Raw genomic sequence first — 24,254 nt, forward strand, 5'->3', positions numbered from 1 at the left:
GCGGAGGGCAGGCGGGAGGCCGGAAGGCGGCAGGCGGAAGTCAGGCGGGGAGCAGGGTCTCGAGTACCGGGATGAGGTGCTCGAAGGCCCGCGCGCGGTGGCTCTGCTCGTTCTTCACGTTGGGGGTCAGCTCGGCGGCGGAGATCGCGTAGCCGTCGGGCAGGAAGATCGGGTCGTATCCGAAGCCGCCGCTGCCGGAGGGCTCGAACAGGATGTGCCCCGACCACTCTCCGCTCACGTGCCACTCGGTCTCGTCGGGGAGGGCCAGCGCCGCGACGCAGGTGAAGTGGGCTCCCCTGTGCTCGTCCGGGATGTCGGCCAGCTGCCAGAGGAGCAGGCGCAGGTTCTCGCCCGCGTCCTTGCTCGGCCCGGCCCAGCGCGCCGAGAAGATCCCCGGCGATCCGCCGAGCACGTCGACGCAGATTCCGGAGTCATCCGCGACGGCCGGCAGCCCGGTGTGCGCTGCCGCCGTGCGGGCCTTGATCAGCGCGTTCTCGGCGAAGCTGGTCCCCGATTCGACGGGCTCGGGGCCGTCGTAGGCGAGCACCTCGATCCCCGGGAGCCTGGGCTCGAGGATGCGACGCAGCTCTTCGACCTTGTGCTGGTTGTGGGTCGCGAGCACGATCTGCATGGCTCAGCGCCCCAGGGCGGTGGTCTGGAACTCGGTCAGGGTCACCGTGCCGGCGAGGGCGAGGTCGAGCAGGGAGTCGAGTTCGCTCCGGTCGAAGGGCGCGGCTTCGGCCGTTCCCTGCACCTCGACGAACAGGCCCCGGCCGGTGACGACGACGTTCATGTCCGTCTCCGCACGCACATCCTCGACGTAGGCGAGGTCGAGCATCGGCTCACCCTTGACGATCCCGACGGAGACCGCGGAAACGCTGTCGAGCAGCGGCACGGCCTTCTGGCCGATGAACTTCTTATCCCGGCCCCACTCGAGGGCGTCGGCCAGGGCGACATACGCGCCGGTGATCGCCGCCGTGCGGGTGCCGCCGTCGGCCTGCAGCACGTCGCAGTCGATCACGATCGTGTTCTCGCCCAGGGCCTTCATATCGACGACGGCGCGGAGGCTCCGTCCGATCAGCCGGCTGATCTCGTGCGTCCGCCCGCCGATCTTGCCCTTGACCGATTCGCGGTCCATCCGGGAGCTGGTCGACCGCGGGAGCATGGAGTACTCGGCGGTCACCCAGCCCTTGCCCTTGCCGGCCATCCAGCGCGGCACGCCGTTGGTGAACGAGGCCGTGCAGAGCACCTTCGTGCGCCCGTACGAGATCAGGGCCGAGCCTTCGGCCTGGTCGCTCCAGCCGCGCTCGATCGTGACCTCGCGTAGCTGGTCGGTGGTGCGTCCGTCGGCGCGCAGGGTGTCGCTCACGAGTTCTCCTTGGGGGTAGCTTGATTCTGAAAAGCGGCGAACTCGGCAAGTTCGCTGAGGCTGATGGAGCCGGTCTCGATGAGGTCGACCCGGGAGATTTCCGGGCCGATCAGGCGGTGGGCCAGGGCGAGGAACTCCTCCGCGCTGTCACCGGTCGCCTCGTACCGGTAGGTGGGCGGGCCCGGCAGATCGCGCTCCAGGCCCTGGCTGACGAGCGTCCGGTAGACATCGTTGGCGGTTTCGGTGTCGCTGGAGACCAGGGTCACGGCGTCGCCCATGACATAGGAGATCGCGCCGCGCAGGAACGGATAGTGGGTGCAGCCCAGCACGAGGGTGTCGACGCCCGCGTCGCGGAGGGGCGCCAGGTATTCCTCGGCGACCGCGAGCACTTCGTCCCCGGTCGTCACGCCGGCCTCGACGAACTCGACGAACCGCGGGCAGGCCTGGGTGAACAGGCGGATGTCGGTGGCTGCGGCGAACGCATCCTCGTAGGCCAGGGAGTTGATGGTGCCCACCGTGCCGATCACCCCGACCCGCTTGTTGCGCGTCGTGCCGACGGCCCGTCGGACGGCCGGCTGGATGACCTCGATCACCGGCACGCTGTACCGTTCCCGGGCATCCCGGAGCATGGCCGCGGAGGCGGTGTTGCAGGCGATCACCAGCATCTTGACGTCCTGGGCGACGAGGTCGTCGAGCACGTTGAGCGCGAATTGTCGCACGTCGGCGATCTTCTTGGGCCCGTAGGGGGAATGCGCCGTGTCGCCGATGTAGAGGAGCGACTCGCCCGGAAGCTGGTCCTTGATCGCCCGGGCGACAGACAGGCCGCCCACGCCGGAGTCGAAAATTCCAATCGGTGCATCCGTCACGTCAAACAACCTTAGTGGCGCGGGCCGATAGGCTGTGCGGCGTGATCGAGTCCCCAGCCCTCCGCACTGACCGCTACGAACTCACGATGGTGGACGCCGCCATCCAGAGCGGCACGGCCGATCGAGAGTGCATGTTCGAGACATTCGCCAGGCGCCTGCCCAACGGGCGGCGCTACGGCATTGTTGCGGGCACGGGCCGGCTGCTCGAACTGATCCGGGACTTCCGGTTCACGGATGCCGAACTCGACTGGCTGCGGGAGCACGACGTCGTGCGTGCGCCCACGCTGGATTGGCTGGCCGACTACTCCTTCGGCGGCAACGTCTGGGGTTACCAGGAGGGCGAAGCCTACTTCCCCGGGTCGCCGCTGCTCGTGGTCGACGGCACCTTCGCCGAGGCCGTCATCCTCGAGACCCTCATCCTGAGCACCCTCAACTACGACACCTCGGTCGCCAGCGCGGCGGCCCGGATGGTCTCGGTCAGCCTCGGGCGTCCGATCGCCGAAATGGGCTCCCGTCGCACCAACGAGCACGCGGCCGTCGCGGCGGCCCGTGCCGCGTACATCGCCGGCTTCGCCTCCACCAGCAACCTTGAGGCCGGGCGCACCTGGGGCATCCCGACCATGGGAACGGCGGCGCACTCCTTCACCCTGCTGCACGACACCGAGGAGGATGCCTTCCGCGCCCAGGTGGATGCCTTCGGCGCGGCGACGACGCTGCTCGTGGACACCTACGACATCGCCGGCGGCATCGAGCTCGCCGTCAAGGTGGCCGGAACCGGCCTGGGAGCGATCCGCATCGACTCGGGAGACCTGCCCACCGTGGCCGCCGCGGCCCGCGTGCAGTTGGATTCGCTCGGCGCCGTGAACACGCGGATCACCGTCACCAGCGACCTCGACGAGTACTCCATCGCCGCGCTCTCCGGGTCACCCGTGGATTCCTTCGGGGTGGGCACCTCGGTGGTGACCGGCTCGGGCGCGCCGGCCGCCGGGATGGTCTACAAGCTCGTCGCCCGCCGGGATGATGCCGGCGAGTGGATGTCGGTGGCCAAGACCTCGATCGGCAAGGCTTCGATCGGTGGGCGCAAGAACGCCGCACGCCTGATCGACGCGGGCGGCACCGCGCGCGAAGAGATCATCTTCGTCGGGGACGCGCCCGCCTCCCCGGCCCCGGATGTCGATCCCAACGCCGTGGAGCGGGGACTGTTCGTTCCCCTCATTACCAACGGCGAGGTCGACGAGCGCTACCTGGGGGCTGCGGGAACGCAGCGCGCCCGGGCGCACAACGCGAACGTCATGCAGGAGCTGCCGATCCAGGCATTCCGGCTGGGTCACGGCGACGCCGTGATCCCGACGACCTTCCGGTAGTTATTTCGCCTTCATCTTCTCGTAGATGGCCTTGCAGGTCGGGCAGACCGGGAACTTCTCCGGGTCGCGCCCGGGCAGCCACTTCTTGCCGCACAGCGCGCGCACGGGCTTGCCGGTCATCGCCGATTCGAGGATCTTGTCCTTGGGCACGTAGTGCGAGAAGCGCTCGTGGTCGCCCGGTTCGATCTGCTCCTGGTTCAGGAGCTCCTCGAGTTCGCGGTCCAGCGTCGACGTGCCGCCGCCGGGCTGGCCTGGTTCTGCGATGCTCGCGCGAAAGTCAGTCATGCTCCCAGTCTAAAACAGCCGCGCGGAGGAGGCCATGCCTGCAGCGAGGGTTCAGGCGCGGAGGGCGGAGGCGAGGATCTCCGGACCGCGGCGCTCGAAGGTGCGCGAACCCAGCCAGACACCGGCGACGAGGGCGCAGACCCCGATGCCGAGACCCCAGAACAAGGCCGGCAGGTGCCAGACGGGATCCGAGAAAACTCCCAGCAGCCCCATGACGATCGACGGCAGCGACAGGATGATCGCGCCGATGAAGGTGAGCGACTGGATCATCGCGGCGGTGGTATCGGATGCCTGCGGCTGGGAGAACGGGCTGTCGCCCGGCTTCGTGGCCGGGTACGGGAAGCGCGCCGAGGTGAAGCTGGAGAAGCCGAGGCCCGCCAATAGGATGCTCGTGCTCACCCCGAGCATCGACGGGAGTGCGGCCCAGTCGCCGTAGAGGTAGATGCTGACGGCCGATCCCACCCCGATCAGGGGAATGCCGACGAGGAGCACGGGGATGAGCCGGCCGACCCGGTCCGCGATGCCCCGGGTTCCCGAGACCACGTGCAGCCAGACGGCGGTGCTGTCGAAGGCGACGTCGTTGTGCGTCGCCCAGCCCAGGAACACGCACATCATCGGCACCGGCAACAGGGCGAGGTACTGGCCCGGCACCCCGGCGATGGACAGCGGAATGACGGCCAGGACGGGCACGACCGGGATCATCAGGAGCGAGACCCAATAGCGGGAGTCACGACCCCAGTAGGTGAGGCTGCGCGCGGCGATCGCGCCGACGGAGTTCGGTGGAAGGCGATCGAACCAGCCGAGGCCCCCGTAGTTCTTGACGTGCGCCTCGCGTGCGGGGGTGACGAGCATCTTCGCAACCAGGGCCTGCCAGGCGAGCCAGAGCAGGTAAACCGTGGCCGCGGCGATCAGCAGTTTGAGGGACGCCGCGCCCCACTCCCCCGTCGCGGCGTCACCCGGCACCGACCAGCCGGCCCCCAGCGGGGTCCAGCCGAGGATCCCCGCGAGGCGGCCGAACACCTCGACGCCGTCGCGGCCCCAGTCGACATTGATCAGGAGCACGACCACCGGCGAAATCATCACCAGGAGGAGCACGCCGAGGATTCCGGTGAACTCGCGGGAGCGACGCGTGGCCAGCAGGAAGGCCGCGACCGACGTGCTCACCCGCGCGGCCAGGGTACACGTGGCCAGGAGCAGCGCCGCGGCGATCAGGGCCAGGATTGTTTCGATGACCCCGCGGGACCACGTCACCACCGTTCCGAGCAGGACGACCGTCAGGACGATCGCAGGCACCCCGATCAGCGCGGACACCGCGAGGCCCAGCGACAGCCGGCGATTCGGGATGCCGAGCACAGCGAACGCGCGCGGGTCCATGGTGTCGTCCACGCCGAAGACCAGCGGCACCAGGAGGAAGCCGAGCACGACCAGGGACCCGGCCACGATCATCCCGTCGCGGACCAGGGCGGTGTCGTCCACAAAACGCAGGCCGACCAGGACCACGACGATTCCGACCGCGAGGGCCAGCCCGTAGAGCAGGCCCACCGCAATTCCAACGACCTGCCAGGGGCTACGCCGGAAGAGATTGGCGAGCAGCCGGAGTTTCAGTCCGAGAAACTGTGCAACCATTCCATGCCTTCCACAACCTTGCGCCCACCGGCCAGCTCGACGAATCGCTCTTCCAGGGTCTTCTCACCGCGAACCTGCGCGATGGTGCCGGCAGCGAGAACCTTGCCGTGCACAATGATGGCGACGTGGTCGCACACCCGCTGAATGAGGTCCATGCCGTGGCTGGAGATCACAACGGTGCCGCCACTGGCCACGTATTTCTGCAGGATTTCGGTGACGTTGACGGCCGAGACGGGGTCAACGGACTCGAACGGTTCGTCGAGGACGAGCACGCGGGGCGAGTGGATCATGGCGCACGCCAGCGCGATCTTCTTCGTCATGCCCGCGGAGTAGTCCGCGACCAGCCGGTTGAGCGCGTCTTCGAGGCCGAAGGCGGCCGCGAGGTCGGCGGACCGCACGCGGACGGTCTCGGCGTCGAGCCCGCGCAGCACCCCGGAGTAGTAGAGCAGCTGGGCGCCGGTGAGCCGGTCGAAGAGGCGCAGGCGGTCGGGCAGCACGCCGATGATGCGCTTGGCTTCGACGGGGTTCTTCCAGACATCGATGCCGTTCACCCGGATGGATCCCGAGTCGGGGCGGAGCAGGCCGGTGACCATGGACAGGGTCGTCGTCTTGCCGGCGCCGTTCGGACCGACGATGCCGTAGAACGAGCCAGCTCGAACTTCGAGGCTGATGTCGGCGACCGCGACGTTCTGGCCGAAGCTCTTGACGAGCCCGGACGCGGCAATAACGATGGGCGCGGATTCCAGGGCGGAGGCGGACGGCGGAGCCGGTGCGGCCACCGGCTTGCGGGCCGCGCTCGCCTGGGGTGCGCGCGCCGGGACCGATGCCGTCGACTTCCGGGCAGCGGTCGTCGGGGCCGCTGGGTCGGCGGTCACCGCGGACTCGGGAACGGTGCGCCCGCCATCGGACACGAGCGCCGCGGCGGTCGCTGTCGCGGCGCGGGCGGATGCTGAGCGGCTCGCTGCGGCGCGGGCCTCAGCTGCGGCAGTCGCTTCGGCCGCGACAGTCGCTTCGGCCGCCGTCCTGGCCTCGGACGCGGTCTTCGCTTCGGCCGCGGCCTTCGCTTCGGCCGCTGCCAGCTTCTTGTCCGCGGCGGTCTTCGCTGCGGCTGTCCGTGCGGCGGCGGACCTGGCCGCGGATGCCTTGGCCGCGGTGGAGCGCGCAGCTCCTGACTTCGCCGCCGCCTCCGACTTCGCCTCGGTGGTCTTCGCGGCGCTGGCACGGGCCGCCGTCTGCGCGGCGGTCGACCTCGCGACGGGAGGCCTGGCCGCCGCCGGTCGGGTCGTCTTCGAGGTCGCCGGGCTGTTCCCGTCCTTCTCGGACTCGGGCACGGCCTCCTTCGCGGACTCGTGCACGGCGTCGCTCACGGGTTTCGCGCCGGTCTTCGCGGTCGTCGACCTTGCGGTGGCAGGCCGGCCTGCGGTAGACCCTGTGGGCCTGGCGCGGGGGGCAGCGGGCTTTCGGGCGGGGGGCTTGCGCACGCTTTTCGGCTTGTCCCCGGGGCCTTGTGCGGCTGCGGCATCCGTCGACGATGGGTACCCCTGGGACGACTCAACGGCCGCCGCGCGGGAGGCGGAGGCCGTCTCTTCGGGCTCGGAGTCGGGCGTCAGTGGAGTCACCTCGCTAACCTACCAAGGACCGTCTTGGAGCGTGGGATCGAGTCGAAATCAGTGCCCCCAAGCTGTGAAACCCCTCCACGGACCATCACGAATCAGACACGCGGATAGGGCCAGGGTTCCCCCAGAGAGGGGCGGCACGGTACACTGACGTTGGCATAATGGTGTGTCTTAACGTGAACTTATGGGTGAACCGCAGGCAAACTTCTCGACCTGAGAGTGCTGTGCCGCGGTCATCCACACCCCTTTTTGAGGAGATAATCGTGACGACCCAGGTAGTCATTCTTGCAGCAGGTATGGGCAGCCGTCTCGGCCGCTCGCTGCCCAAACCCTTGACCGAACTCAGCGACGGCCGCACGATCATGCAGCAGCAGTTCGACAACATCGCGCACGCCTTCGGCTCCCGGGCCAAGGTCACCATCGTTGTCGGATACAAGCTCGAGCACATCATCGAGGCGTTCCCGCAGGCATCGTTCGTGTACAACGAGCAGTACGACCAGACGAACACGTCCAAGAGCCTGATGCGCGCGCTGCAGGCGTCCGCTCCCGGCGGCGTGCTGTGGATGAACGGCGACGTCGTCTTCGACCCGGCCATCCTCGACCGCGCCGCGGCCATGATGGCCCGCGACCAGTCGTTCGTCATGGTCAACACCGACAAGGTCTCGGACGAGGAAGTCAAGTACACGACGAGCGCCGAGGGCTACATCAAGGAACTCTCGAAGACCGTGAAGAACGGTCTCGGCGAGGCCGTCGGCATCAACTACATCTCCGCCAAAGACAAGGGGATGCTGCTTCGTCACCTCGCCAAGGTCGGCGACCAGGACTACTTCGAACGCGGCATCGAGCTCGCGATCGAGACGAACCGCCTCCTCGTTGAGCCGGTCGACATCTCCGACTTCTACGCTGTCGAGGTCGACTTCGCCGAAGACCTGGAGCGGGCAAACCTCTTCGTCTGACCTATCGCTCTAAGCGGACCTCAGACAGGACGGGTGCACCCGGGCGGACAGCCCGGCTGCACCCGTCTTTCTTTTGGTGCGTTCGGAGGCCGCCCCCAGCGCCCCTACGATAGACCGCGTGAGTAGTTACGCCGAAGTGCGCCCCGAGCAACGCACTCCCTTCGCGCGATACCGCCATTCCCTCTGGCTGCTCACCCAGCGTGACCTGAGGGTGCGCTACTCCACCTCGGCGCTCGGCTACTTCTGGTCAATCCTCGACCCGCTCGTGATGGCCGGCATCTACTGGTTCGTTTTCACCCAGGTCTTCGAACGCACCGTCGGCAACGATCCGTACATCGTCTTCCTGCTCTCCGCGCTGCTGCCGTGGATGTGGTTCAACGGGGCCATCGCAGACTGCACGAGGGCGTTCCTGCGCGAAGCGAAACTCATCCGTTCCACGCGGATACCGCGCACGATCTGGGTCAACCGGCTCGTGCTGTCCAAGGGCATCGAGTTCCTGGCCTCCGTCCCCGTGCTCGTGATCTTCGCCGTGGCCTACGGCGCGCCGGTGACGATGGGCGTGTTCCTCTTCCCCCTGGCGATCATCCTCCAGACGGTGCTGACCGCCGGAGTCGGGCTGCTGGTCGCGCCTCTCGTCGTGTTCTTCCGCGACCTCGAGCGGGCGATCAAGCTGGTGCTGCGGTTCCTGTTCTACGCCTCCCCGATTATCTACGCCACGAGTGATCTCCCGTCGCAGCTGCACTTCTGGGCGGCGTTCAATCCGCTCAGCGGCCTGTTCAGCCTGTACCGCGCCGCCTTCTTCCCCGAGCAGCTCGACTGGTTCGTCGTCGGCGTCAGCATCCTGATGTCGTTCCTCTTCCTCGCCCTCGGCCTGGTCGTCTTCGCACGCACGGAGCGCGCCGTATTGAAGGAGATCTAGTGGCGGCCCCCGTGATCGCGCTGACGGATGTCGGCATCCGGTTCCGTCGGAACCGGCGAGGGCGCCGAAACTTCAAGGACCTGTTCGCCGGGCGTAAGCGCCGCAGCCGTCCGGGCGAGTTCTGGGCCCTGCGCCATGTCTCCTTCACGGTGCAGCGCGGCGAAGCGATCGGCGTCGTGGGAAGGAACGGCCAGGGCAAGTCGACGCTGCTCAAGCTCGTCACCGGCGTCGTCCTCCCCGACGAGGGCACCGTGCACGTGGTCGAGGGCGTGGCCCCGCTGATCGAGATCACCGGCGGCTTCGTCGACGACCTCAGCGTGCGCGACAACGTCTACCTCACCGCCGGCCTGCACGGCATGACCCGCAAGCAGATCGACTCGCGCTTCGACGACATCATCCAGTTCGCTGAGATCGCCGACTTCATCGACACGCCCTACAAGCACCTCTCGAGCGGGATGAAGGTGCGCATCGCCTTTGCGGTCATCTCACGCCTCGAGGAACCGATCCTCCTGGTCGACGAAGTGCTCGCCGTGGGAGACAAGGCCTTCCGCGAGAAGTGCTATCGGCGCATCGAAGAACTGCTCGCCGGCGGGCGAACGCTCTTCTTCGTCTCCCACAACGAACGCGACCTGCGCCGGTTCTGCACGCGCGGACTCTACCTCGACAAGGGCGACCTCGTGCTGGACGCTCCCATCACCGAGGTGCTCGCGCGCTACAACGCCGACTACGGCATCAAGCCGGCCTGACCGCGCGGGCCCGGCGCGGCCCGGCGGTGCGCGGGCCGGGCACAGGTCCTCCACAGGGAGCCGGCCTGCCGGCTTGTCACCGGCATCCGACGGCTCGGCCCGCAGGCGCACCGGCGCGTCGGATGCCGCCGCTACCGTGACCGCCATGACAGCCAACGACAACCAACGGGTGCGGCGCCTCTCCTCGACTCCCCTCGCGATGGCGTACCGAGTCCCCTGGCGTGTGGACCGGCGGCACGCACCCACCTACCTCCTGGTCAACACCGGACCGGAGCCTCTCTGGGGCGTGTCCGCGAGCATCCTCGGCGCGGCCGTGATGGGTGCGTCCGCGCCCCGCCGGCTGCTCCCGGGCGAGGCACTCCCCGTCACGGTGCACGGCCGGGATATCGAGCGGGACACCGTGCTGATCGTCCGCTGGTTCCGGCCGTGCGGTGACGAGTACCTCTGGCGGGTGAGCTTCTAGCCGCGTCCCCGGCGCGCGCGGGCTTCCTGCTCGCGCCGGAAGTCCAGGGCCGTGTAGCTGTCCCGGGTCGGCGGAAGCTGCTCATCCGTGAGCCCGACCAGCAACTCGCTCGGCTCCAGGCCCAGCACGATGGCCAGCCGGATGAGGGTGTAGAAGGTCGGGTTCCCGTGGCCCCGATCGATGCGGGCGTAGTTGGACACGTTCAGGCCCGCCAGGTGAGCCACGGTCTCCTGGTTGAGCGAGAGAGCGAGCCGCCGTTCGCGCAGCCGGAGCCCCAGGATCCGGGACGCTTCAGATTTGGGCTCAGGCATCCCTCATGTTTAGTTGCACGGTTTCTTGGGCACCAGATGATGGATGCGCTGCGCTTATATGCCCGACCGGGGTTCCGACAGGCTGGACCACCGGGGGTGCCGACGTAAACTCGAGGAACGACCATGGAGGGATGCACGATGGCCAGGAGAGTGAAACCGATCATTTCGGAAACGGGTGGGACTCCCGTCGGTGGGCAACTGCCGTCCGGAGTCGTCAAGGGGTTCGACCGCCTGATGGCGATTCATCGTCCGGTGGTGCTCGCCCACATCCGTGACATCCGCCGCCGTAACCCCGCAGCGACACCCGAACAACTCATCCTGATCCTCGAGCGGCGCTACCTCACGGCCGTCACGACCGGGGGCGCCGCGGTTGGCGCCACGGCCGTCATCCCCGGGGTCGGCACCGGTGTGACCCTGGCGCTCTCCGGCATTGAGACGGCGGGCTTCCTCGAAGCGACTGCCCTCTTCGCCCAGTCGATGAGCGAGGTGCACAACATCGCCGTCGAGGACCACGAGCGCGCTCGCGCGCTCGTGATGACCATGATGCTCGGCCGTGAAGGGTCGGACCTCGTGCGCCAGCTCGCCGGGCAGGTCTCCGGCGGCGGCACAGGCCGGACCGCGTACTGGGGGGAACTGGTCACCACCAGTATGCCCCGCGCGATTCTCGGTCCGCTCACCGACCGTTTGAAGAGCGCCTTCATCAGGCAGTTCGCGGCCAAGGGCGGCGCCAGCCTGATCGGCAAGGCCGTTCCGTTCGGGATCGGCGCCGTCATCGGCGGGGCGGGCAACCGCATCCTGGGCCGGAAGGTCGTGCTCTCCTCCCGGATGGCCTTCGGCCAGCCCCCACAGCACTACCGCCAGGAGCTTGACCCTCGCGTTCGCGAGATCACGGTCCGGGCCGGCGCTGCCGGTCGGATGGCCCAGCTCGGCCAGGGCGCGCGCGCCGCGCTGCCGCGGGCCCTGCAGCGGCGGAAGCCGACCCCGCACACGGACCTCGTCCCCGAACCGCCCGCCGGGCCGGTTGTCCCGGTGCCGCCGACCGGCGACTGAGGCGACCGGCTAGGCCGCGTCGCCGCCCGCGGTGTCTTCGCTGGTGTCGTCGCTGGTGTCGTCGCCGCCCTCGAGCACTTCTCCCCGCTCGTCGACGACTTCGGGTTCCCCCGCGTGCAGCGCGGCGAACCGCTCCCATTCGTCCATGAGGTGCTGCACCGCGGCGTGGAACCGGGCCGTGGCCGCTCCCGGTGTGGTGTCGCCGAAGTAGCGCTGGACCCACACGGCGAGGCGCGCCTCGGCCGTCGGGTCGTGCGTCAGCCGATCCACGTCCGCCACGATGGCGGCGGCGTCCGCGGAGTGCAGCCACTCGCAGTCGGACAGGTAGCCGCTCGTGTCGATTTGCGCGACCGGGTTCAGCGGCCGGGTCACCATGAGCGGCTTGCCCGTGGCGAGCCGGTCGTAGACCATCGCCGAGATGTCGACGATCGCGACATCCGCAGCCGAGAGCTGCCAGCCCAGGTCGGCCCCGGTGTCGTAGATGTGCTGCGCTGCGGAATCGCGGGCGTTCGCTGCCTCGATCGACGCGATGATCTGCTTGTTGGCCGCGGCGTACACGGGATCGAGGACCCCGCTGCGCGGGTGTGGGCGGTAGATGACGCGGTGGCGTCCGGTGCCGAGCAGCGCCGACACGAGGGCGACGCCGTGAGTCGCGATGGAGCCATAGGCTGCCGCCGGGCGGTCGCCTTCCCAGGTGGGGGCGTAGAGAACCACCTGGCGCTCATCCGGCGTGTAGGGCAGCTCACCCGTGAAGTAGTCGGCCTGGGGACGCCCGATCCTGATCGCCCGCTTGTCGAAGTCGTAGTCCCACAGCACCTTGTTCAGCCGCGCGAGCGCGGCGTCGCCCGCCACGAACGAGTAGTCATACGCCTTGAACTGGTTGGTGACCATGTACATCTTGTCGCTTTCACCGTGATTGATGAAAACGTGCCAGCGGCGCCCGTAGCGCATCATCTGGAAGTTCCTTGCGTTCTGGTTGACGTAGAAGACGATGCGGATGTCCTGCTCCGCGATCACGTCCTCGAGGTCGGAAACCTTGCGCACGTGGGCAACGGGGAGGGGCGACTCCTCCAGGAGCTGGAGGGTGCCGCCGCCGGTCCGGCTCAGCACGAGGACCGGCCAGGTCTCGGCCAGCTTGGCGAGAGGCTTGTACCACTGGCGCATCTGGTACATGTTGACCGGCCCGTCGGCGAAGTACACGGCGATCTTGAAGTGATGCGCGGGCAACTCCGCGCCCGCCTCCCGCCGGTCGCGAAGCAGACGTGACACCTTGCGGGACGAAACGGCGTCCTTGACCAGCTTGAGCGCAAGCTTGACGTCTTTTTTGATACCCACGTTTCCAGCCTACCCAGCCCGCGGCGGCGAAAAGTCAGACGACGGGAGGGCGCCCGGCCAGCGTCATCCGCCACAGCGTGCGAGCGGCCATGGGACGACGCTCCCCGGGGTCGGTCGCCCATCCTTCACGCCAGCCCTCGAACCAGGCCGTCAGGGCCGGCTTGTTGCGTGCCCAGCGCAGCACCTGGATGGCCGTCCACGACCCCACGTAGATCGGAATGAAGAAAGCCGGCAGGTTGCGGCGCGCCAGCCACACCCGGTTGCGCGCGTTGAGCCGGTAGTACTGGCTGTGCCGGGTGGGATGCATCACCGGATGGTTCGCCTCGAGGTCGCCCGCATACCAGACGCGCAGCCCCTGGTCCCAGACACGCCAGGCCAGCTCGATGCCCTCGTGGGCATAGAAGAACGGTTCCGCCCATCCGCCGGTCGAGTCGAAGACCACGCGCGGCATCAGCACGGCGCCTTCCCAGACGGAGAACACGTTGCTCGAGTGCGTCGCCTTGCCCTTGCGAATGCGAGGAATCCAGCGTCGCGGCGACGTGACCCCGGTGGGGTCGACGACCCGGGGCTGAAGCAGGCCGATGCTCGGGTCCGCACGCAGTTTGTCGATCGCCTCGATCAGGAAGTTCGGGTCGGGGATGCTGGCGTCGTCGTCGAGGAAGAAGAGGTACTCACCGCTGACCTGGGACACCCCGCGATTGCGGCCGGCCGGGATACCGAGGTTGGTCGGCAGCCCGAGGGAGGTGACCTCCTTGGGCAGGCCGACCGGCTGCCAGCCGTTGCCGACGCAGACGATGTCGAGGTGCACCCCCCGCTGGGCCAGCAGGCTGCGGATGCCCCGGCCCAGGTCCTCCGGGCGCGTTCCCTGGGTGAGCACGACGACACCAACGGTGGGTGTCGTGTTCGAGGCGGGCGTCTTCCGGCTAGGAACGGACACGCTTGGAGGCCATGATTGCGACGAAGTGCCCGATGAGTGCCAGGAACGCCAGCGGGACCAGGACGATCAGCACGGCCCGGTCGACCAGGGGCTGGCCGGCGAAGACGCCAACCAGGGCGGCGACGAAGATCAGCATCGTCAACTCGACCGAGTGGTACAGCCGGTGGAAGGGCACGAAGCGGGCCAGCCGACGCAGTCGCACGAGTGCGCTGGAGGTGGGGGTCTTCTCCCCGTGCGTGTCGGCCAGCTTTGTCAGGCCGGCGTTGGCCCGGGCGACGTGCACCATGTCGTTGAGCGCCTTGTTCAGCACGATGATCAGCGCGAGCAGCACTCCGAGGGTCGTCCAGAGGAAATCGGCCGGCGCCTCGAACGGGTAGGCGGCCGCACGGATGCCGAGGGCGATCGGGATGAGCGCCTCGGTGCTGTAGTGGCCGACCTTGTCAAGGAAGACACCGGCCGGCGACGACGTCTTGCGCCAGCGGGCGACCTCGCCGTCGCAGCAGTCGATGAGCATCTGCAGCTGTCCGAGCACCAGCGCCAGCAACGCCCCCCACACACCGGGGATCAGCAGGGCAGCCGCGGTCGACCAGCCGACGAGGATCATCAGGGCGGTCACGCCGTTGGCCGAGATGTTGGTCTTGAGCAGCATCCACGTGACGTACGGGGAGAGGTCGCGCAAGTAGAGCGAGGCCGTCCAGTGCTCGGCGTTCGCCCGCAGGCGCACCTCGGGCGGCTGCGCAACGGCGCGGAGTTCGGCGATGGAGGAGGGTCGTGCCGCCGCCGGGGTACCTGGCGTCATAGTCCCCTTCCCGCGTGTGCGGTGATGTTGTTTGTGAGCTTGAGGTAGCCGAGCACGAAGCCGACACCCCAGCAGAAGTGGATGCACGGCAAGACTACGAGAAACCAGAGTGCGGCACGAAACCCGTCGGGGCGCGCCACGGCGATTGTGGCCAGGGCAACGAAGACGAGGTAGACGCCCGGAATGAGGAAACCGAGCAGAAGCCACGGTGCCGTGCCGGCGATGAGCTGACCGAGCCCGGCGAGTCCAAGCAGAACGCCGAACGTCACCCCGAGGACCATCAACGGCGGAACGAAGTAGCGAAGGCCGTTGGATGCCGGGAAGCGCCGCGCGAGCTCTCCCCGCCACAGCCCGGTGGACAGCATCTGCCTGGCCAGGCGGGACAGGCTCGGCCGGGGACGGTAGAGCACCTTGAGCCGGGGCGTGAACCACACCGAACCGCCCGATTCGCGCAGGCGGCGGTTGAGTTCCCAGTCCTGGCCGCGTTTGATGCTCTCGTCGAACAGGCCGACCTTGAGGATGCTGTCGCGCCGGAAGCAGCCGAGGTACACGGTGTCCGCCTCGCCCTCGCGTCCGCCGACGTGGAAGGGCGTGCCACCGAGCCCGACGCGCGTGCCGTAGGCGCGGGCGACGGCCTTCTGGAAGGGGGTGACTCCCTGCGCGTCCATGATGCCGCCGACATTGGCGGCGCCGGTGCGTTCGAGGGTCTCCACGGCGATCCGGGCATAGTCAGGGGGCAGCACCGAGTGCGCGTCGACCCGGATCACGACCGGGTAGTGCGAGGCGCGGATGGCGGTGTTCAGGCCGGCCGGGGTTGAGCCGACCTCGTTCGTGACCACCTGGATGCGCGGGTCGATCGCGGCCATCTCTTCGACCAGCTCGGTGGTCCCATCGATGCTCGGGCCGAGGGCCAGGGTGACCTCGAACGGCCCCTGGTAGTCCTGCTGCAGGAGGCTGTCGACGGCGGCGCGCACATGCGACACCTCGTTCAGTACGGGCATCACATAGGAGACGCCGACGAGCCGTTCCTCTGCGTCTTGGGGCACCGGGCTGGCCGTCTTTCCGTTTGTGGGGCGGGTCGATAGAGCCTATCAGTCACCGTATTTCACCCGGCGACGTGCGGACGCGACTGCGCCGCCGGTGTTGGGCCGGCGGCGCAGTCGTGCGGGAAGGAGCGATCGGTCAGCTGGTGAGCTCACCGACCGTGACGGACACCGTGGTCGACTTGCCGTCGCGCACGTAGGTGAGCTTGGCGTCGGCCCCGGCGGCGAGGGCGCGCACCTGCGCGGTCAGGTCGTTCGCGTCGGTGATCGGCACACCGTTGAAGTTGGTGACGACGTCACCCGACTTCAGGCCGGCCTTCTCGGCCGCGCCCCCGGCGGAGATCTCCTTGATGAGCGCGCCGACGGTGGCGCTGTCGGCGTCGCTGGTCGCACTCTGGACCGACGCGCCGAGCAGCCCGTGGGTTGCCTTGCCGTCGGCGATGAGCTCGTCGGAGATGCGGTGGGCCAGGTTCGACGGGATGGCGAAGCCGACGCCGATGCTGCCGGCCGCGGTGGTGGAGCTTCCGCCGGCGTTGGCGATGGCCACGTTGATCCCGATCAGCTGGCCCTTGCCGTTGAGCAGCGCGCCGCCCGAGTTTCCGGGGTTGATCGCGGCATCCGTCTGGATGACGGGCAAGGAGATGCTGCCCTTGGACTGGCCCGACTGCTGCTGGGAACCGTCTTCCTTGGGGATGTCGAAGTTCCAGAAGTCGAACGGGTTCTGGCCGTCGTTCTGATCGTTCTGGCCCGGCTCCTCGGTGGTCTTCGGCGCCGCGGAGGAGGCGACCGTGATGCTGCGGTTGAGCGCGCTCACGATCCCGTTCGTCACGGTTCCGGCGAGTCCGAGCGGCGCGCCGATGGCGATTGCCGTGTCACCGACGTTGAGCTTGGCCGAGTCGGCCCAGTCGATCGCCTGCAGTCCCGACGCGTCGGTCAGTTTGATGACCGCCAGGTCGGAGACCGGGTCGGTTCCGACGACGGTCGCCTTGTACAGCTTGCCGTCCTGGGCCGTCACCTGGATTTTCGCGTCGGCCACGGCGCCGTCGAGGGTCACGACGTGCGTGTTCGTGAGCACGTAACCGTCTTTGCTGAGGATGACGCCGGAGCCCGTGCCACCGGCATTGCCGCTCGCCACGCTGATCGTGACGACGCTCGGCGACGACTTCGCGGCCACCGCGGTGATTTCCGTGACGCTGTCGCTGTTGTTGACAACGACGTTGCCCGGTCCCTCGGCCTGGCTGACCGGCACGCCGTTGCTCTGCTGGGTCAGGACCAGCGCGGTGACGCCGGCACCGGATACGCCTCCGACGAGGGCGCCGATGGCCAGCGCCGCGACCAGGGCAACGCTCCCCTTGCGCCGGGCAGGCTCCTTCGGCGGGATGGGGCCGTACTGTTCGGTGGGGTAGCCGTCCTGGTAGGCGGCGGTCGGCTGGGGCTGCGGTGCTCCCGGGTAGCCGGGGCCGGCCGAAGGCGCCGCGAAGGGGCGCCCGAAGGCATCGGTGCCGTAGGACTCGGTCGGACCGGTTTCGCCGGCAGCGGGAGCAGCGGGAGCAGCGGGAGCAGCGGGGGCGCCGTAGCCGCCGGGCGCCTGCGGAGCGGCGGGCGGAACATCCGTCGCTGGGGGCGCGGCGGGGCCGGCCTCGGCGGGCTCGTTCGCCTGCGGCTGGCCCGAAGTCTGGTCTGAAGTCTGGTCTGGAGTGTGGTCTGGAGTGTTGCCGGGATCTTGATTGCTGTCGGTCATGGTGTGCTCCTTCCAAGCGTTGCCAGCTTCGCGCCCGAACCTGAACGTTTTATATGCACAGGCTGAGAGCGTCCCATGACGAGGCCGTGACCTTGCCCGGGGCCTCGCAGCTGCGCTCCGTCAGCAGCCGGGGCCGCTCGGATTGCGGGTGCACTCCCGGGCAACCAGCACGGTCCTCGCTGTGTCGGCGGGGGCTGTGATCGGGTTTGCCGGCACGGCCAGCGTACCCCCAATGCCCTTCCACGGCTGGCCGGCGAAACGGTACTCGGCCGCGTAGTCGACGGCCAGGGTGATGACGTAGTCTCCCGCTGCGAGGTAGGTGTGGCTGGTGGCCGTTTCCGAGAATTCGGGCAGGTTCTGGTCTGCCCAGCGGGCACCACCCGTGGTCGAACCGCCCGTCGCTCCATCGCCGTAGTTCCAGCGGTAGCCCGCGGGCGTGAACCTCACCTCGGCGGGGAACCCGAGCAGCAGGCCCGACCTGGTGTGCGCGGATGCCGCGGCGAAGAAGTTGGTGGGGAGTCCCACCACGATCCAGCCGTTCGGTTCCATCCCCTGGGTCGGGACGACCGGCTGGAAGTTCACGAGGTCGCTCATGCTCACCACAAGGCTCGGGTCGCAGGGCGAGCGAGGCACGCAGTTGACGGTGAAGCCGTCCCGCACGATCACCATCGGGTCCGCGAGGTCGATGGAGCCCTGGGCGCCGTCCTGGCCGCCGCCGGGGCCGGTTCCGTTGACACCGCGGGGCGTTCCTACGCCTCCACCGGAGTTGCTGTCGAACCCCGCCGAAAGGTCCACCCCGCCGTGGTCGAACACGCCGCTTGCTTCCGGGCAGTTGCTTCCGACGCGCTGGGCCAGAGTGCAGGCAAACGCAATCGGTGCGTCGAATACTACTGATGCCAGAACAACCAAGACCAGAGCCATTAACAGAAATTCTCGCCTGACCATACGTCTTCCCTGTCTATGAGGAGAGTGGATGGATCCCGACTGCTCGATACCAAACTCACCTGCAACGGAATGCGATTTGGCCGATCAGTCGGGGTTCTATCAGTGCCGTTGCGATCGACCAATCGAACGCTGGACACATCCGAGCAGAGGTACAAGGCCACCTCAGCCTTACCCGTCGATTCGTCGCCGTATCGCACGAGGGACACTGTGTCGTACATCGATTCCCCTCGACTCGAACGACCATCCTGTGCGAAGGCTTCGAAACCGGCAAGGAGTTCGGGAAGGTAAGAGCGGGTCGCTAACGGCGCAATCCGAGAGGACTCGGCGCCTCCGTCTGCCGTTATCAGGTCAGACATGGCTTGGTACGCGGCGTAGGCCTTTTCGGCGGCGGCGAGCGCTTCCTCGTCGGACGCGAAGACAGGGGCATCCGTGCCGGCGGCCGTGTGGCTGGGAGCGGGAGCCGGGGCTGTGGCGCACGCGGCGAGCGCCGGCATGACCAGCATCGCCGTGGCGCACACTGTGAGCAGGTGATGGGACGGAGTCCGCATGCAGCCACGGTAGGGCAGAGTCCCGCTGCCGCGTGCGATCTATCCACAGGGGCAGAATCGCAGCGCGACGCGGAGCGACAAGGAGAGACACGGAGAGACGACCACATGTCGTACCTTGGACCCATGCAGGTGACACGATGACGATTCCCGGCGGTTGGCAGCGCACGGCCCGCGGGGCCGGGCTCCTCACCGATGACGGCAGCGTCACCGCGAGCATTTTCGCCGAGATGAGCGCCCTCGCCGGCAGAACCGGCGCGATCAACCTTGGCCAGGGTTTCCCCGACGAGGACGGGCCCGCCGAAGTGCTCGAGGCCGCACGCCGGGCGATCGCCGACGGCATCAACCAGTACCCGCCCGGGCGCGGCATGCCCGTGCTCCTCGAGGCCATCGCCCGGCACCAGCACCGGTTCTACGGCCTCACCGTCGACCCTGGTTCCGAAGTGCTCGTGACCGCCGGGGCGACCGAGGCACTCGCCGCCACGATGCTCGCGCTCCTCGAACCGGGAGACGAGGTGGTCACATTCGAACCGTTCTACGACGCCTACGGCGGTCTGATCGCGCTCGGCGGCGGCATCCATCGCACGGTGCGCCTGCGCTCCCCCGGCTTCCAGCCCGACCTCGACGAGCTCCGCGACGCCGTCACAGACCGCACCCGCCTCATCGTGGTGAACAATCCACACAACCCCACCGGCGCCGTGTTCCCGCGGGAGACCCTCGAACTCATCGTGGAGCTCGCCCACCAGCACGACGCGCTCATCGTCACCGACGAGGTCTACGAGCACCTCACGTTCGGGGATGAGCACATCCCCGTTTCGACACTCCCGGGGGCGAAGGAACGCACCGTCACGATCTCGTCGGGCGGGAAGACGTTCAACACCACGGGCTGGAAGATCGGCTGGCTCACGGCGCCCGCCCCGCTGGTCACGGCGATCCTGGCGGTCAAGCAGTTCCTCACCTACGTCAACGGCGCGCCGTTCCAGCCGGCGATCGCGCTGGGCCTCGACCTGCCCGACACCTTCTTCTCCGGCATCGCGTCCGACCTCCGCGCCAAGCGTGACGTGCTGGCTCGCGGGCTGACGGCCGCGGGATTCTCCATCACCGTGCCGCAGGGGTCCTATTTCATCGTCGCGGATGCCACACCGCTGGGCTACTCGGACGGCGCCGACTTCTGCCGCCGCCTGCCCGACCTCGCCGGGGTCGTTGGGGTGCCGATCACGGCCTTCTGCTCCCCGGAGCACCGGGCCGAGTACGCGCCGCTCGTGCGCTTCGCCTACTGCAAGAAACCGGACCTGCTCGAACGTGCCGCCGCCCAGCTGTCCGGGATCTCGCGGGGTTCCGCCCGCTGAGATGCGGACAAAGTACCTTCAATTGCGAAATGAAGGTACTTTGTCCGCAAGTCAAACCGGATGCCGGGGCTAGTGAGCCAGCGCCGGGTAGTCGGTGTAGCCGGCCGCTCCGTCGCCGTAGAAGGTCAGCGGATCGGCCGTGTTCAGCGGCAGGTCCTCCTGCCAGCGGCGCGCGAGGTCGGGGTTGGCCAGGGCCGGACGACCGACGACGACGGCATCGGCGAGCCCGTCGCGCAGCAGTCCGCGCGCTTCCTCGCGGGTCGTGACGGTCCCGAAGCCACTGTTGACGAGCGCCGGTCCACCGAAGCGTGCCCGCAACTCCTGCAGCAGTTCAGCGGACGGGTCCTTGTGCAGGATGCTCAGGTAGGCGAGCTTGAGCGGGGCGATCGCGTCGAGCAGGGCGCCGTAGGTGGCCAGCACGTCCGCGGCATTCGGCTCGAGGGCGTCCTGGATGTTGTGCTCCGGTGAGATCCGGAGACCCACGCGGCCGGCACCGATAGCCTCGGCCACGGCCGTGACGACCTCGGCGACAAAGCGCGCGCGGTTGGCCGGCGAGCCGCCGTAGGCGTCATCGCGCCGGTTCGAGGCCGGGGAGAGGAATTCGTGCAGCAGGTAGCCGTTGGCGGAGTGGATCTCGACGCCGTCGAGGCCCGCCGCGATGGCGTCCCTGGATGCCTGGACGAACTCGGCAATGATGCCGGGCAGCTCAGCCGTCGCGAGCGCCCGTGGGACCGGGTAGGCCTGCTTGCCTTCGTAGGTGTGGGTTTCGCCCTCGATGGCGATCGCGCTCGGTGCGACGACCTCGCGGCCACCGTTCGTTCCCTCGTGCGAGACGCGTCCGGCATGCATGACCTGGGCGACGATGAGCCCGCCGGCCGCGTGCACCGCGTCGGCCACGTTTTTCCAGCCCGCGAGCTGTTCGGGCGTCACGAGACCCGGTTGGCCGGGGTATCCCTGCCCGGCATGGCTGGGGTAGACGCCCTCGGAGATGATCAGCCCGAGCGACGCCCGCTGCCGGTAGTGCTCCACCACGAGCGGTCCGGGGACACCCGCCGATCCGGATCGCAGTCGGGTCAGGGGAGCCATGACCATCCGGTTGGACAGTTCCAGCTCGCCGAGGGTCAGGGGGGTAAACAATTTCACAAAGAACTTCTTTCCGTTGAAGCGGCAGTACGTGAGGGAAGCGGGTTCCCCCTGTCGCCAACCTCGCTGTCCACAGCCCTATTCCGCCACCCGGCCAATCCACAGGACGCGCCGGCGACGAACAGCAACCATGAACACCGCGCTTCCGGCCAGCCTCTCCGCAGCGGGGCGCACCGCGAGTCCCGCGGGGTACTGCCCCTTCCCGATCACGACGGATGCCCGCCGGTTCGGCCTGGAGACCAGTTCCCTGATGCTCCGCTCCGGCCCGGTCGCGGTGCGCCACGGCCGCCGTACGGGCGGCGACACCGCGACGATTCTCCTGCACGGCGCGGCCGGATCGTGGTCGACCTGGACTCCCCTGCTCCGCGCCGCCGACCTCCGCACTACCGGCCTCCGCACTACCGGCCTCCGCGGCACCGACGCCTCGGACGGCGCCTCGCTCAGCGACCTGATCATCCCGGACCTCCCCGGCTGGGGCGACACTCCCCTGCCGAACGACGAGAACGCGCTGACCATCGAGGCGATGGCGGCACTGGTCGCCGAGATCGCCCGGGCGCTCGGCTACAGCCGCTGGGTGGTGATCGGCCACTCGATGGGCGGCTTCATCGCACTGGAGTTGGCCTCCGCGGAGGTGCGCGCCACCAGGTTCGTCGGCCTGGTGTCGGCGACGACCTTCTCCGTGGTCGAGAGCGTGCGGCATCCGTTTGCCCGGTTCGCGCTGTTGCCCGGCTACACCACGCTCCTCCAGGTGATGCGTGCCCTCAGCCTGGCCGGACCGGCGGGCACCGCGCTCGTGCGCGGCCTCGGACGGGCCTCCCTCCTCCGGCCGCTCGTTGGTCCCCTGTTCAGCCGCCCCCGCCGGATCGGCTCCAGCGTGGTCGCAGCCCTCGGGGCCGAGGCCCGCCCCCGGGCCTTCGCGCTCGCCTCCGCGCGCGCCGGAGAGTACGACCCCGAGCAGGCGTGGACCCGCATCCGGTGCCCGGTGCGAGCCCAGCAGGGTGACCGGGACGTCTTCGTGGCGGACTCCGACGCTCCGCGGCTGGGCGCGGTGATCGTCGACTTCGAGTCACGCACCGTGGGCGACACGGGGCACTTCGGGCACATCGAGCGTCCGGAAGAGACGCTGCGGCTGCTAGCCGGCCGCTAGGGAACCCTGGTCACCTTGCTCTCGATCGCTGCCAGTCGCGCGTCGAGGGAATCGAGGCGGGCAAGCACCTGGCGGTTGACCTCGGCGCTGTCTTCGGCGGCGCGCGTCGCGCCCGGTCCCGTCGCCATGGCGATGTCCTTCTTGGTCTTGAAGTACATCGCGAAGATTGCCACCGTGATCCCACCGATGATCGCCGCCAGCGGTATCGCGTAGACCCAGTAATCCATTTCGGTGCTCCCATTCCCGGGTGGGCGCCGATTCGGTCGTCCGCACACCCGCTGGGCCACACGCTACCCACACGTCGGCCCGCTGTCGCTTCTCTTGCGCTGCCGTAATGATGCGAGGATAGTTGAGGGAACCTCCAAGCTCTTTAGCAAGTGGTTATAATCGCTTTCACCAGCTTCCGGCACCCCACCTCACTGACCGACTGAAAGCGGCACCATGGGCTCGTTAACCTACGACAGGGTGACAGTCGATTTCGATGATCGAATCCTGGCTCACCTGCAAATCGTTATTGTGCAGAAGCTGCGTCGAGGCGAGAGTTTCCTGCTGTCCTGGCGGAATGCCGCGGAGGTCGGCGACGGCCGCAGCTCCGCCTGGCTGCACCCGGCCATCCCGCTCTACTTCAAGTTCTCCGGGGGCCAGCCGCCCTCGATCAATCCGCTGTGGCTCGCCCAGCTCACCCGCTCCGCCAACAGCTCGCAGGGGCTGGTGGCCACTGGGGAGGACCGCTCCCTGGCCGAACCGGCTCATTCGTCGCGCCCCGAGGCCTCGTTCAACGTCCACGCCGCTCCGCCGTCACAGGCGACCGTCGCGACAGGGGGCTGACCCGGAGCTGCCCGCGGGTCCAGGGACGGCCAGCGGGGGCTGACGCCGAATCGACGCAGGGCGAGGGCCGGGTTCAGCGCTCGCACGGCCGCGACGCGCTTCGCGGAGACCCAGGCCACCGCGACATCCGTCGTCTCGCCGATCGTCACGAGCTCGACCCCCATCGGATCGATCACCATGCTGTTGCCTACCGCAACGGGCGGAGTCTGGTCCGCGGCGGCCAGATAGATCGTGTTCTCGAGGGCACGGGCCGTGAGGAGCGTGCGCCAGTGCTGTTCCTTGAGCGGGCCTCGCACCCACTCGGCCGGCACCAGCACCAGGTCGGCGCCCGCGTCGACCAGCCGCCGGGTCACCTCAGGGAATCGAATGTCGTAACAGGTTTGCAGGCCGACGGTGAGGCCGCCCAGCGTGAACGTTTCCGGAGCCTCGATCGTGCCCGCGAGCACCCAGTCGGATTCGCGGTCGCCGAAGGCGTCGTAGAGGTGCAGTTTGCGGTATTTCGCCACCAGCTGCGCCGAGGGGCCGAGAGCCACGAGGGTGTTCGAAAAACGCCCGCGGACGACGGTGCTCTCCAGCATCCCGGCCACGATGTGCACGCCGAACTCCGCGGCCAGTTCGCCGAGCGCGACGACGAAGGGGCCGTCCAGCGGCTCGGCCGCGGCGACGAAGGCCGGGCCCATGACCGGCTCGAAGAAGGCCGAGTATTCGGGGAAGACGATCAGCGCGGCCCCGCGGCCGACCGCGGTCGCGGCGAGCGCGCGCATGGATCGGAGGTTCTCGCTGCGGTCGGCGCCCGGGCGGAACTGGGCGACGGCGACCCCGATCGCCGGGGCTGCCGATTCAGCGGATGCTGCGGATTCGGTGGAAGCGG

The 24,254-nt window shown here is 68.5% G+C and carries 25 protein-coding genes; 9 read left to right on the forward strand and 16 right to left on the reverse strand.

Annotated elements, in window-relative coordinates; all coding sequences use genetic code 11:
• Positions 1 to 40 precede the first annotated feature (40 nt).
• The 3 genes from rdgB to murI are packed head-to-tail and all read right to left on the reverse strand — an operon-like array spanning position 41 to position 2,235.
• Positions 41 to 631 carry an RdgB/HAM1 family non-canonical purine NTP pyrophosphatase gene (rdgB, locus tag E3O23_RS08685; RefSeq protein ID WP_134490135.1) on the reverse strand — a complete coding sequence of 197 codons (591 nt, stop codon included), beginning with the start codon at positions 629 to 631 and terminating at the stop codon, positions 41 to 43.
• Between the two features lie 3 nt (positions 632 to 634).
• Complete coding sequence (gene rph / locus E3O23_RS08690; RefSeq protein ID WP_134490137.1) at positions 635 to 1,369, reverse strand: ribonuclease PH; 735 nt, start codon at positions 1,367 to 1,369, stop codon at positions 635 to 637.
• Positions 1,366 to 2,235: a glutamate racemase gene (gene murI, locus E3O23_RS08695; RefSeq protein WP_134490139.1), complete on the reverse strand. Its 870-nt coding sequence runs from the start codon at positions 2,233 to 2,235 to the stop codon at positions 1,366 to 1,368. The genes rph and murI overlap by 4 nt, the downstream gene beginning before the upstream one ends.
• A gap of 41 nt (positions 2,236 to 2,276) precedes the next feature.
• Between murI and E3O23_RS08700 the strand changes: the two genes are divergently transcribed.
• Positions 2,277 to 3,599 (forward strand): nicotinate phosphoribosyltransferase, encoded by a 1,323-nt coding sequence (locus E3O23_RS08700; RefSeq protein ID WP_134490141.1) that lies wholly within the window; start codon positions 2,277 to 2,279, stop codon positions 3,597 to 3,599.
• Here E3O23_RS08700 and E3O23_RS08705 read toward each other — a convergent pair whose 3' ends face one another.
• From E3O23_RS08705 to E3O23_RS18870, 3 genes are read right to left on the reverse strand one after another with little or no spacing between them, the layout of a single operon-like run.
• Positions 3,600 to 3,884, reverse strand: coding sequence for a DUF3039 domain-containing protein (locus E3O23_RS08705; protein WP_134490143.1), 285 nt, complete (start codon positions 3,882 to 3,884; stop codon positions 3,600 to 3,602). It lies immediately after the preceding gene.
• Positions 3,885 to 3,935: 51 nt separating this feature from the next.
• Entirely contained in the window at positions 3,936 to 5,510 is a 1,575-nt protein-coding gene (locus tag E3O23_RS08710; RefSeq protein WP_134490145.1) for a hypothetical protein, read from the reverse strand.
• The gene (locus E3O23_RS18870; protein WP_420897653.1) at positions 5,486 to 7,129 is read right to left on the reverse strand and encodes an ABC transporter ATP-binding protein; all 1,644 of its coding nucleotides are present in this window, start codon (positions 7,127 to 7,129) and stop codon (positions 5,486 to 5,488) included. The genes E3O23_RS08710 and E3O23_RS18870 overlap by 25 nt, the downstream gene beginning before the upstream one ends.
• Positions 7,130 to 7,389: 260 nt before the next feature.
• On the opposite strand from E3O23_RS18870, the gene E3O23_RS08720 reads away from it, so the two are divergent.
• The 4 genes from E3O23_RS08720 (at position 7,390) to E3O23_RS08735 (ending at position 10,210) form a co-directional block, all read left to right on the forward strand.
• Positions 7,390 to 8,082, forward strand: coding sequence for a phosphocholine cytidylyltransferase family protein (locus tag E3O23_RS08720; RefSeq protein ID WP_134490147.1), 693 nt, complete (start codon positions 7,390 to 7,392; stop codon positions 8,080 to 8,082).
• A 118-nt stretch (positions 8,083 to 8,200) separates the two neighbouring features.
• Entirely contained in the window at positions 8,201 to 9,001 is an 801-nt protein-coding gene (locus tag E3O23_RS08725; RefSeq protein WP_241983394.1) for an ABC transporter permease, read from the forward strand.
• Positions 9,001 to 9,747, forward strand: a complete 747-nt coding sequence (locus E3O23_RS08730; RefSeq protein WP_134490149.1) for an ABC transporter ATP-binding protein — start codon at positions 9,001 to 9,003, stop codon at positions 9,745 to 9,747. The genes E3O23_RS08725 and E3O23_RS08730 overlap by 1 nt, the downstream gene beginning before the upstream one ends.
• Positions 9,748 to 9,892: 145 nt before the next feature.
• Positions 9,893 to 10,210, forward strand: a complete 318-nt coding sequence (locus tag E3O23_RS08735; protein WP_134490151.1) for a hypothetical protein — start codon at positions 9,893 to 9,895, stop codon at positions 10,208 to 10,210.
• Here the strand turns inward: E3O23_RS08735 and E3O23_RS08740 are convergent.
• Positions 10,207 to 10,521 (reverse strand): helix-turn-helix domain-containing protein, encoded by a 315-nt coding sequence (locus E3O23_RS08740; protein WP_134490153.1) that lies wholly within the window; start codon positions 10,519 to 10,521, stop codon positions 10,207 to 10,209. The two genes, E3O23_RS08735 and E3O23_RS08740, sit on opposite strands and share 4 nt — an antisense overlap.
• 150 nt (positions 10,522 to 10,671) lie before the next feature.
• Between E3O23_RS08740 and E3O23_RS08745 the strand changes: the two genes are divergently transcribed.
• Complete coding sequence (locus tag E3O23_RS08745) at positions 10,672 to 11,571, forward strand: hypothetical protein (protein ID WP_174776614.1); 900 nt, start codon at positions 10,672 to 10,674, stop codon at positions 11,569 to 11,571.
• Positions 11,572 to 11,580: 9 nt separating this feature from the next.
• On the opposite strand, the gene E3O23_RS08750 is transcribed toward E3O23_RS08745, so the two are convergent.
• From E3O23_RS08750 to E3O23_RS08775, 6 genes are all read right to left on the reverse strand, one after another.
• Positions 11,581 to 12,906, reverse strand: a complete 1,326-nt coding sequence (locus E3O23_RS08750) for a hypothetical protein (RefSeq protein WP_241983395.1) — start codon at positions 12,904 to 12,906, stop codon at positions 11,581 to 11,583.
• 34 nt (positions 12,907 to 12,940) lie between these two features.
• Positions 12,941 to 13,843, reverse strand: a complete 903-nt coding sequence (locus E3O23_RS08755; RefSeq protein WP_134490155.1) for a glycosyltransferase family 2 protein — start codon at positions 13,841 to 13,843, stop codon at positions 12,941 to 12,943.
• The gene (locus E3O23_RS08760; protein WP_134490157.1) at positions 13,830 to 14,642 is read right to left on the reverse strand and encodes a CDP-alcohol phosphatidyltransferase family protein; all 813 of its coding nucleotides are present in this window, start codon (positions 14,640 to 14,642) and stop codon (positions 13,830 to 13,832) included. The genes E3O23_RS08755 and E3O23_RS08760 overlap by 14 nt, the downstream gene beginning before the upstream one ends.
• The gene (locus E3O23_RS08765; RefSeq protein ID WP_134490231.1) at positions 14,639 to 15,643 is read right to left on the reverse strand and encodes a glycosyltransferase family 2 protein; all 1,005 of its coding nucleotides are present in this window, start codon (positions 15,641 to 15,643) and stop codon (positions 14,639 to 14,641) included. Before E3O23_RS08765 ends, E3O23_RS08760 begins: the two co-directional genes overlap by 4 nt.
• A 181-nt stretch (positions 15,644 to 15,824) precedes the next feature.
• A complete protein-coding gene (locus E3O23_RS08770; protein WP_134490159.1) occupies positions 15,825 to 17,426 on the reverse strand; it encodes a S1C family serine protease in 1,602 nt (533 codons plus the stop codon).
• Positions 17,427 to 17,546: 120 nt separating this feature from the next.
• Complete coding sequence (locus E3O23_RS08775) at positions 17,547 to 18,347, reverse strand: hypothetical protein (RefSeq protein ID WP_134490161.1); 801 nt, start codon at positions 18,345 to 18,347, stop codon at positions 17,547 to 17,549.
• Positions 18,348 to 19,056: 709 nt separating this feature from the next.
• Here E3O23_RS08775 and E3O23_RS08780 point away from each other — a divergent pair.
• Positions 19,057 to 20,265 carry an aminotransferase class I/II-fold pyridoxal phosphate-dependent enzyme gene (locus E3O23_RS08780; protein ID WP_134490163.1) on the forward strand — a complete coding sequence of 403 codons (1,209 nt, stop codon included), beginning with the start codon at positions 19,057 to 19,059 and terminating at the stop codon, positions 20,263 to 20,265.
• A 69-nt stretch (positions 20,266 to 20,334) separates the two neighbouring features.
• On the opposite strand, the gene E3O23_RS08785 is transcribed toward E3O23_RS08780, so the two are convergent.
• Entirely contained in the window at positions 20,335 to 21,408 is a 1,074-nt protein-coding gene (locus E3O23_RS08785) for an alkene reductase (protein ID WP_134490165.1), read from the reverse strand.
• Positions 21,409 to 21,538: 130 nt separating this feature from the next.
• Between E3O23_RS08785 and E3O23_RS08790 the strand changes: the two genes are divergently transcribed.
• The gene (locus E3O23_RS08790) at positions 21,539 to 22,555 is read left to right on the forward strand and encodes an alpha/beta fold hydrolase (RefSeq protein WP_166790461.1); all 1,017 of its coding nucleotides are present in this window, start codon (positions 21,539 to 21,541) and stop codon (positions 22,553 to 22,555) included.
• On the opposite strand, the gene E3O23_RS08795 is transcribed toward E3O23_RS08790, so the two are convergent.
• Positions 22,552 to 22,782, reverse strand: a complete 231-nt coding sequence (locus tag E3O23_RS08795) for a hypothetical protein (protein WP_134490169.1) — start codon at positions 22,780 to 22,782, stop codon at positions 22,552 to 22,554. The two genes, E3O23_RS08790 and E3O23_RS08795, sit on opposite strands and share 4 nt — an antisense overlap.
• A gap of 214 nt (positions 22,783 to 22,996) precedes the next feature.
• Between E3O23_RS08795 and E3O23_RS08800 the strand changes: the two genes are divergently transcribed.
• On the forward strand, positions 22,997 to 23,383 hold the full coding sequence (locus E3O23_RS08800; RefSeq protein ID WP_241983396.1) for a DUF7882 family protein: 387 nt from the start codon (positions 22,997 to 22,999) through the stop codon (positions 23,381 to 23,383).
• On the opposite strand, the gene E3O23_RS08805 is transcribed toward E3O23_RS08800, so the two are convergent.
• On the reverse strand, positions 23,305 to 24,207 hold the full coding sequence (locus E3O23_RS08805) for a carbon-nitrogen hydrolase family protein (protein ID WP_134490233.1): 903 nt from the start codon (positions 24,205 to 24,207) through the stop codon (positions 23,305 to 23,307). The two genes, E3O23_RS08800 and E3O23_RS08805, sit on opposite strands and share 79 nt — an antisense overlap.
• Positions 24,208 to 24,254: the final 47 nt, after the last annotated feature.

The organism is Cryobacterium tagatosivorans, assembly GCF_004402215.1.
Taxonomy (GTDB): domain Bacteria; phylum Actinomycetota; class Actinomycetes; order Actinomycetales; family Microbacteriaceae; genus Cryobacterium; species Cryobacterium tagatosivorans.

Excerpts from the sequence above, each read along its gene's own strand:
- rdgB (WP_134490135.1), bottom strand. The coding sequence starts at position 631 with ATGCAGATCGTGCTCGCGACCCACAACCAGCACAAGGTCGAAGAGCTG.
- E3O23_RS08705 (WP_134490143.1), bottom strand. The coding sequence starts at position 3,884 with ATGACTGACTTTCGCGCGAGCATCGCAGAACCAGGCCAGCCCGGCGGC.
- E3O23_RS08710 (WP_134490145.1), bottom strand. The coding sequence starts at position 5,510 with ATGGTTGCACAGTTTCTCGGACTGAAACTCCGGCTGCTCGCCAATCTC.
- E3O23_RS08735 (WP_134490151.1), top strand. The coding sequence starts at position 9,893 with ATGACAGCCAACGACAACCAACGGGTGCGGCGCCTCTCCTCGACTCCC.
- E3O23_RS08740 (WP_134490153.1), bottom strand. The coding sequence starts at position 10,521 with ATGCCTGAGCCCAAATCTGAAGCGTCCCGGATCCTGGGGCTCCGGCTG.
- E3O23_RS08760 (WP_134490157.1), bottom strand. The coding sequence starts at position 14,642 with ATGACGCCAGGTACCCCGGCGGCGGCACGACCCTCCTCCATCGCCGAA.
- E3O23_RS08765 (WP_134490231.1), bottom strand. The coding sequence starts at position 15,643 with ATGCCCGTACTGAACGAGGTGTCGCATGTGCGCGCCGCCGTCGACAGC.
- E3O23_RS08770 (WP_134490159.1), bottom strand. The coding sequence starts at position 17,426 with ATGACCGACAGCAATCAAGATCCCGGCAACACTCCAGACCACACTCCA.
- E3O23_RS08775 (WP_134490161.1), bottom strand. The coding sequence starts at position 18,347 with ATGGCTCTGGTCTTGGTTGTTCTGGCATCAGTAGTATTCGACGCACCG.
- E3O23_RS08780 (WP_134490163.1), top strand. The coding sequence starts at position 19,057 with ATGACGATTCCCGGCGGTTGGCAGCGCACGGCCCGCGGGGCCGGGCTC.
- E3O23_RS08790 (WP_166790461.1), top strand. The coding sequence starts at position 21,539 with ATGAACACCGCGCTTCCGGCCAGCCTCTCCGCAGCGGGGCGCACCGCG.
- E3O23_RS08795 (WP_134490169.1), bottom strand. The coding sequence starts at position 22,782 with ATGGATTACTGGGTCTACGCGATACCGCTGGCGGCGATCATCGGTGGG.
- E3O23_RS08800 (WP_241983396.1), top strand. The coding sequence starts at position 22,997 with ATGGGCTCGTTAACCTACGACAGGGTGACAGTCGATTTCGATGATCGA.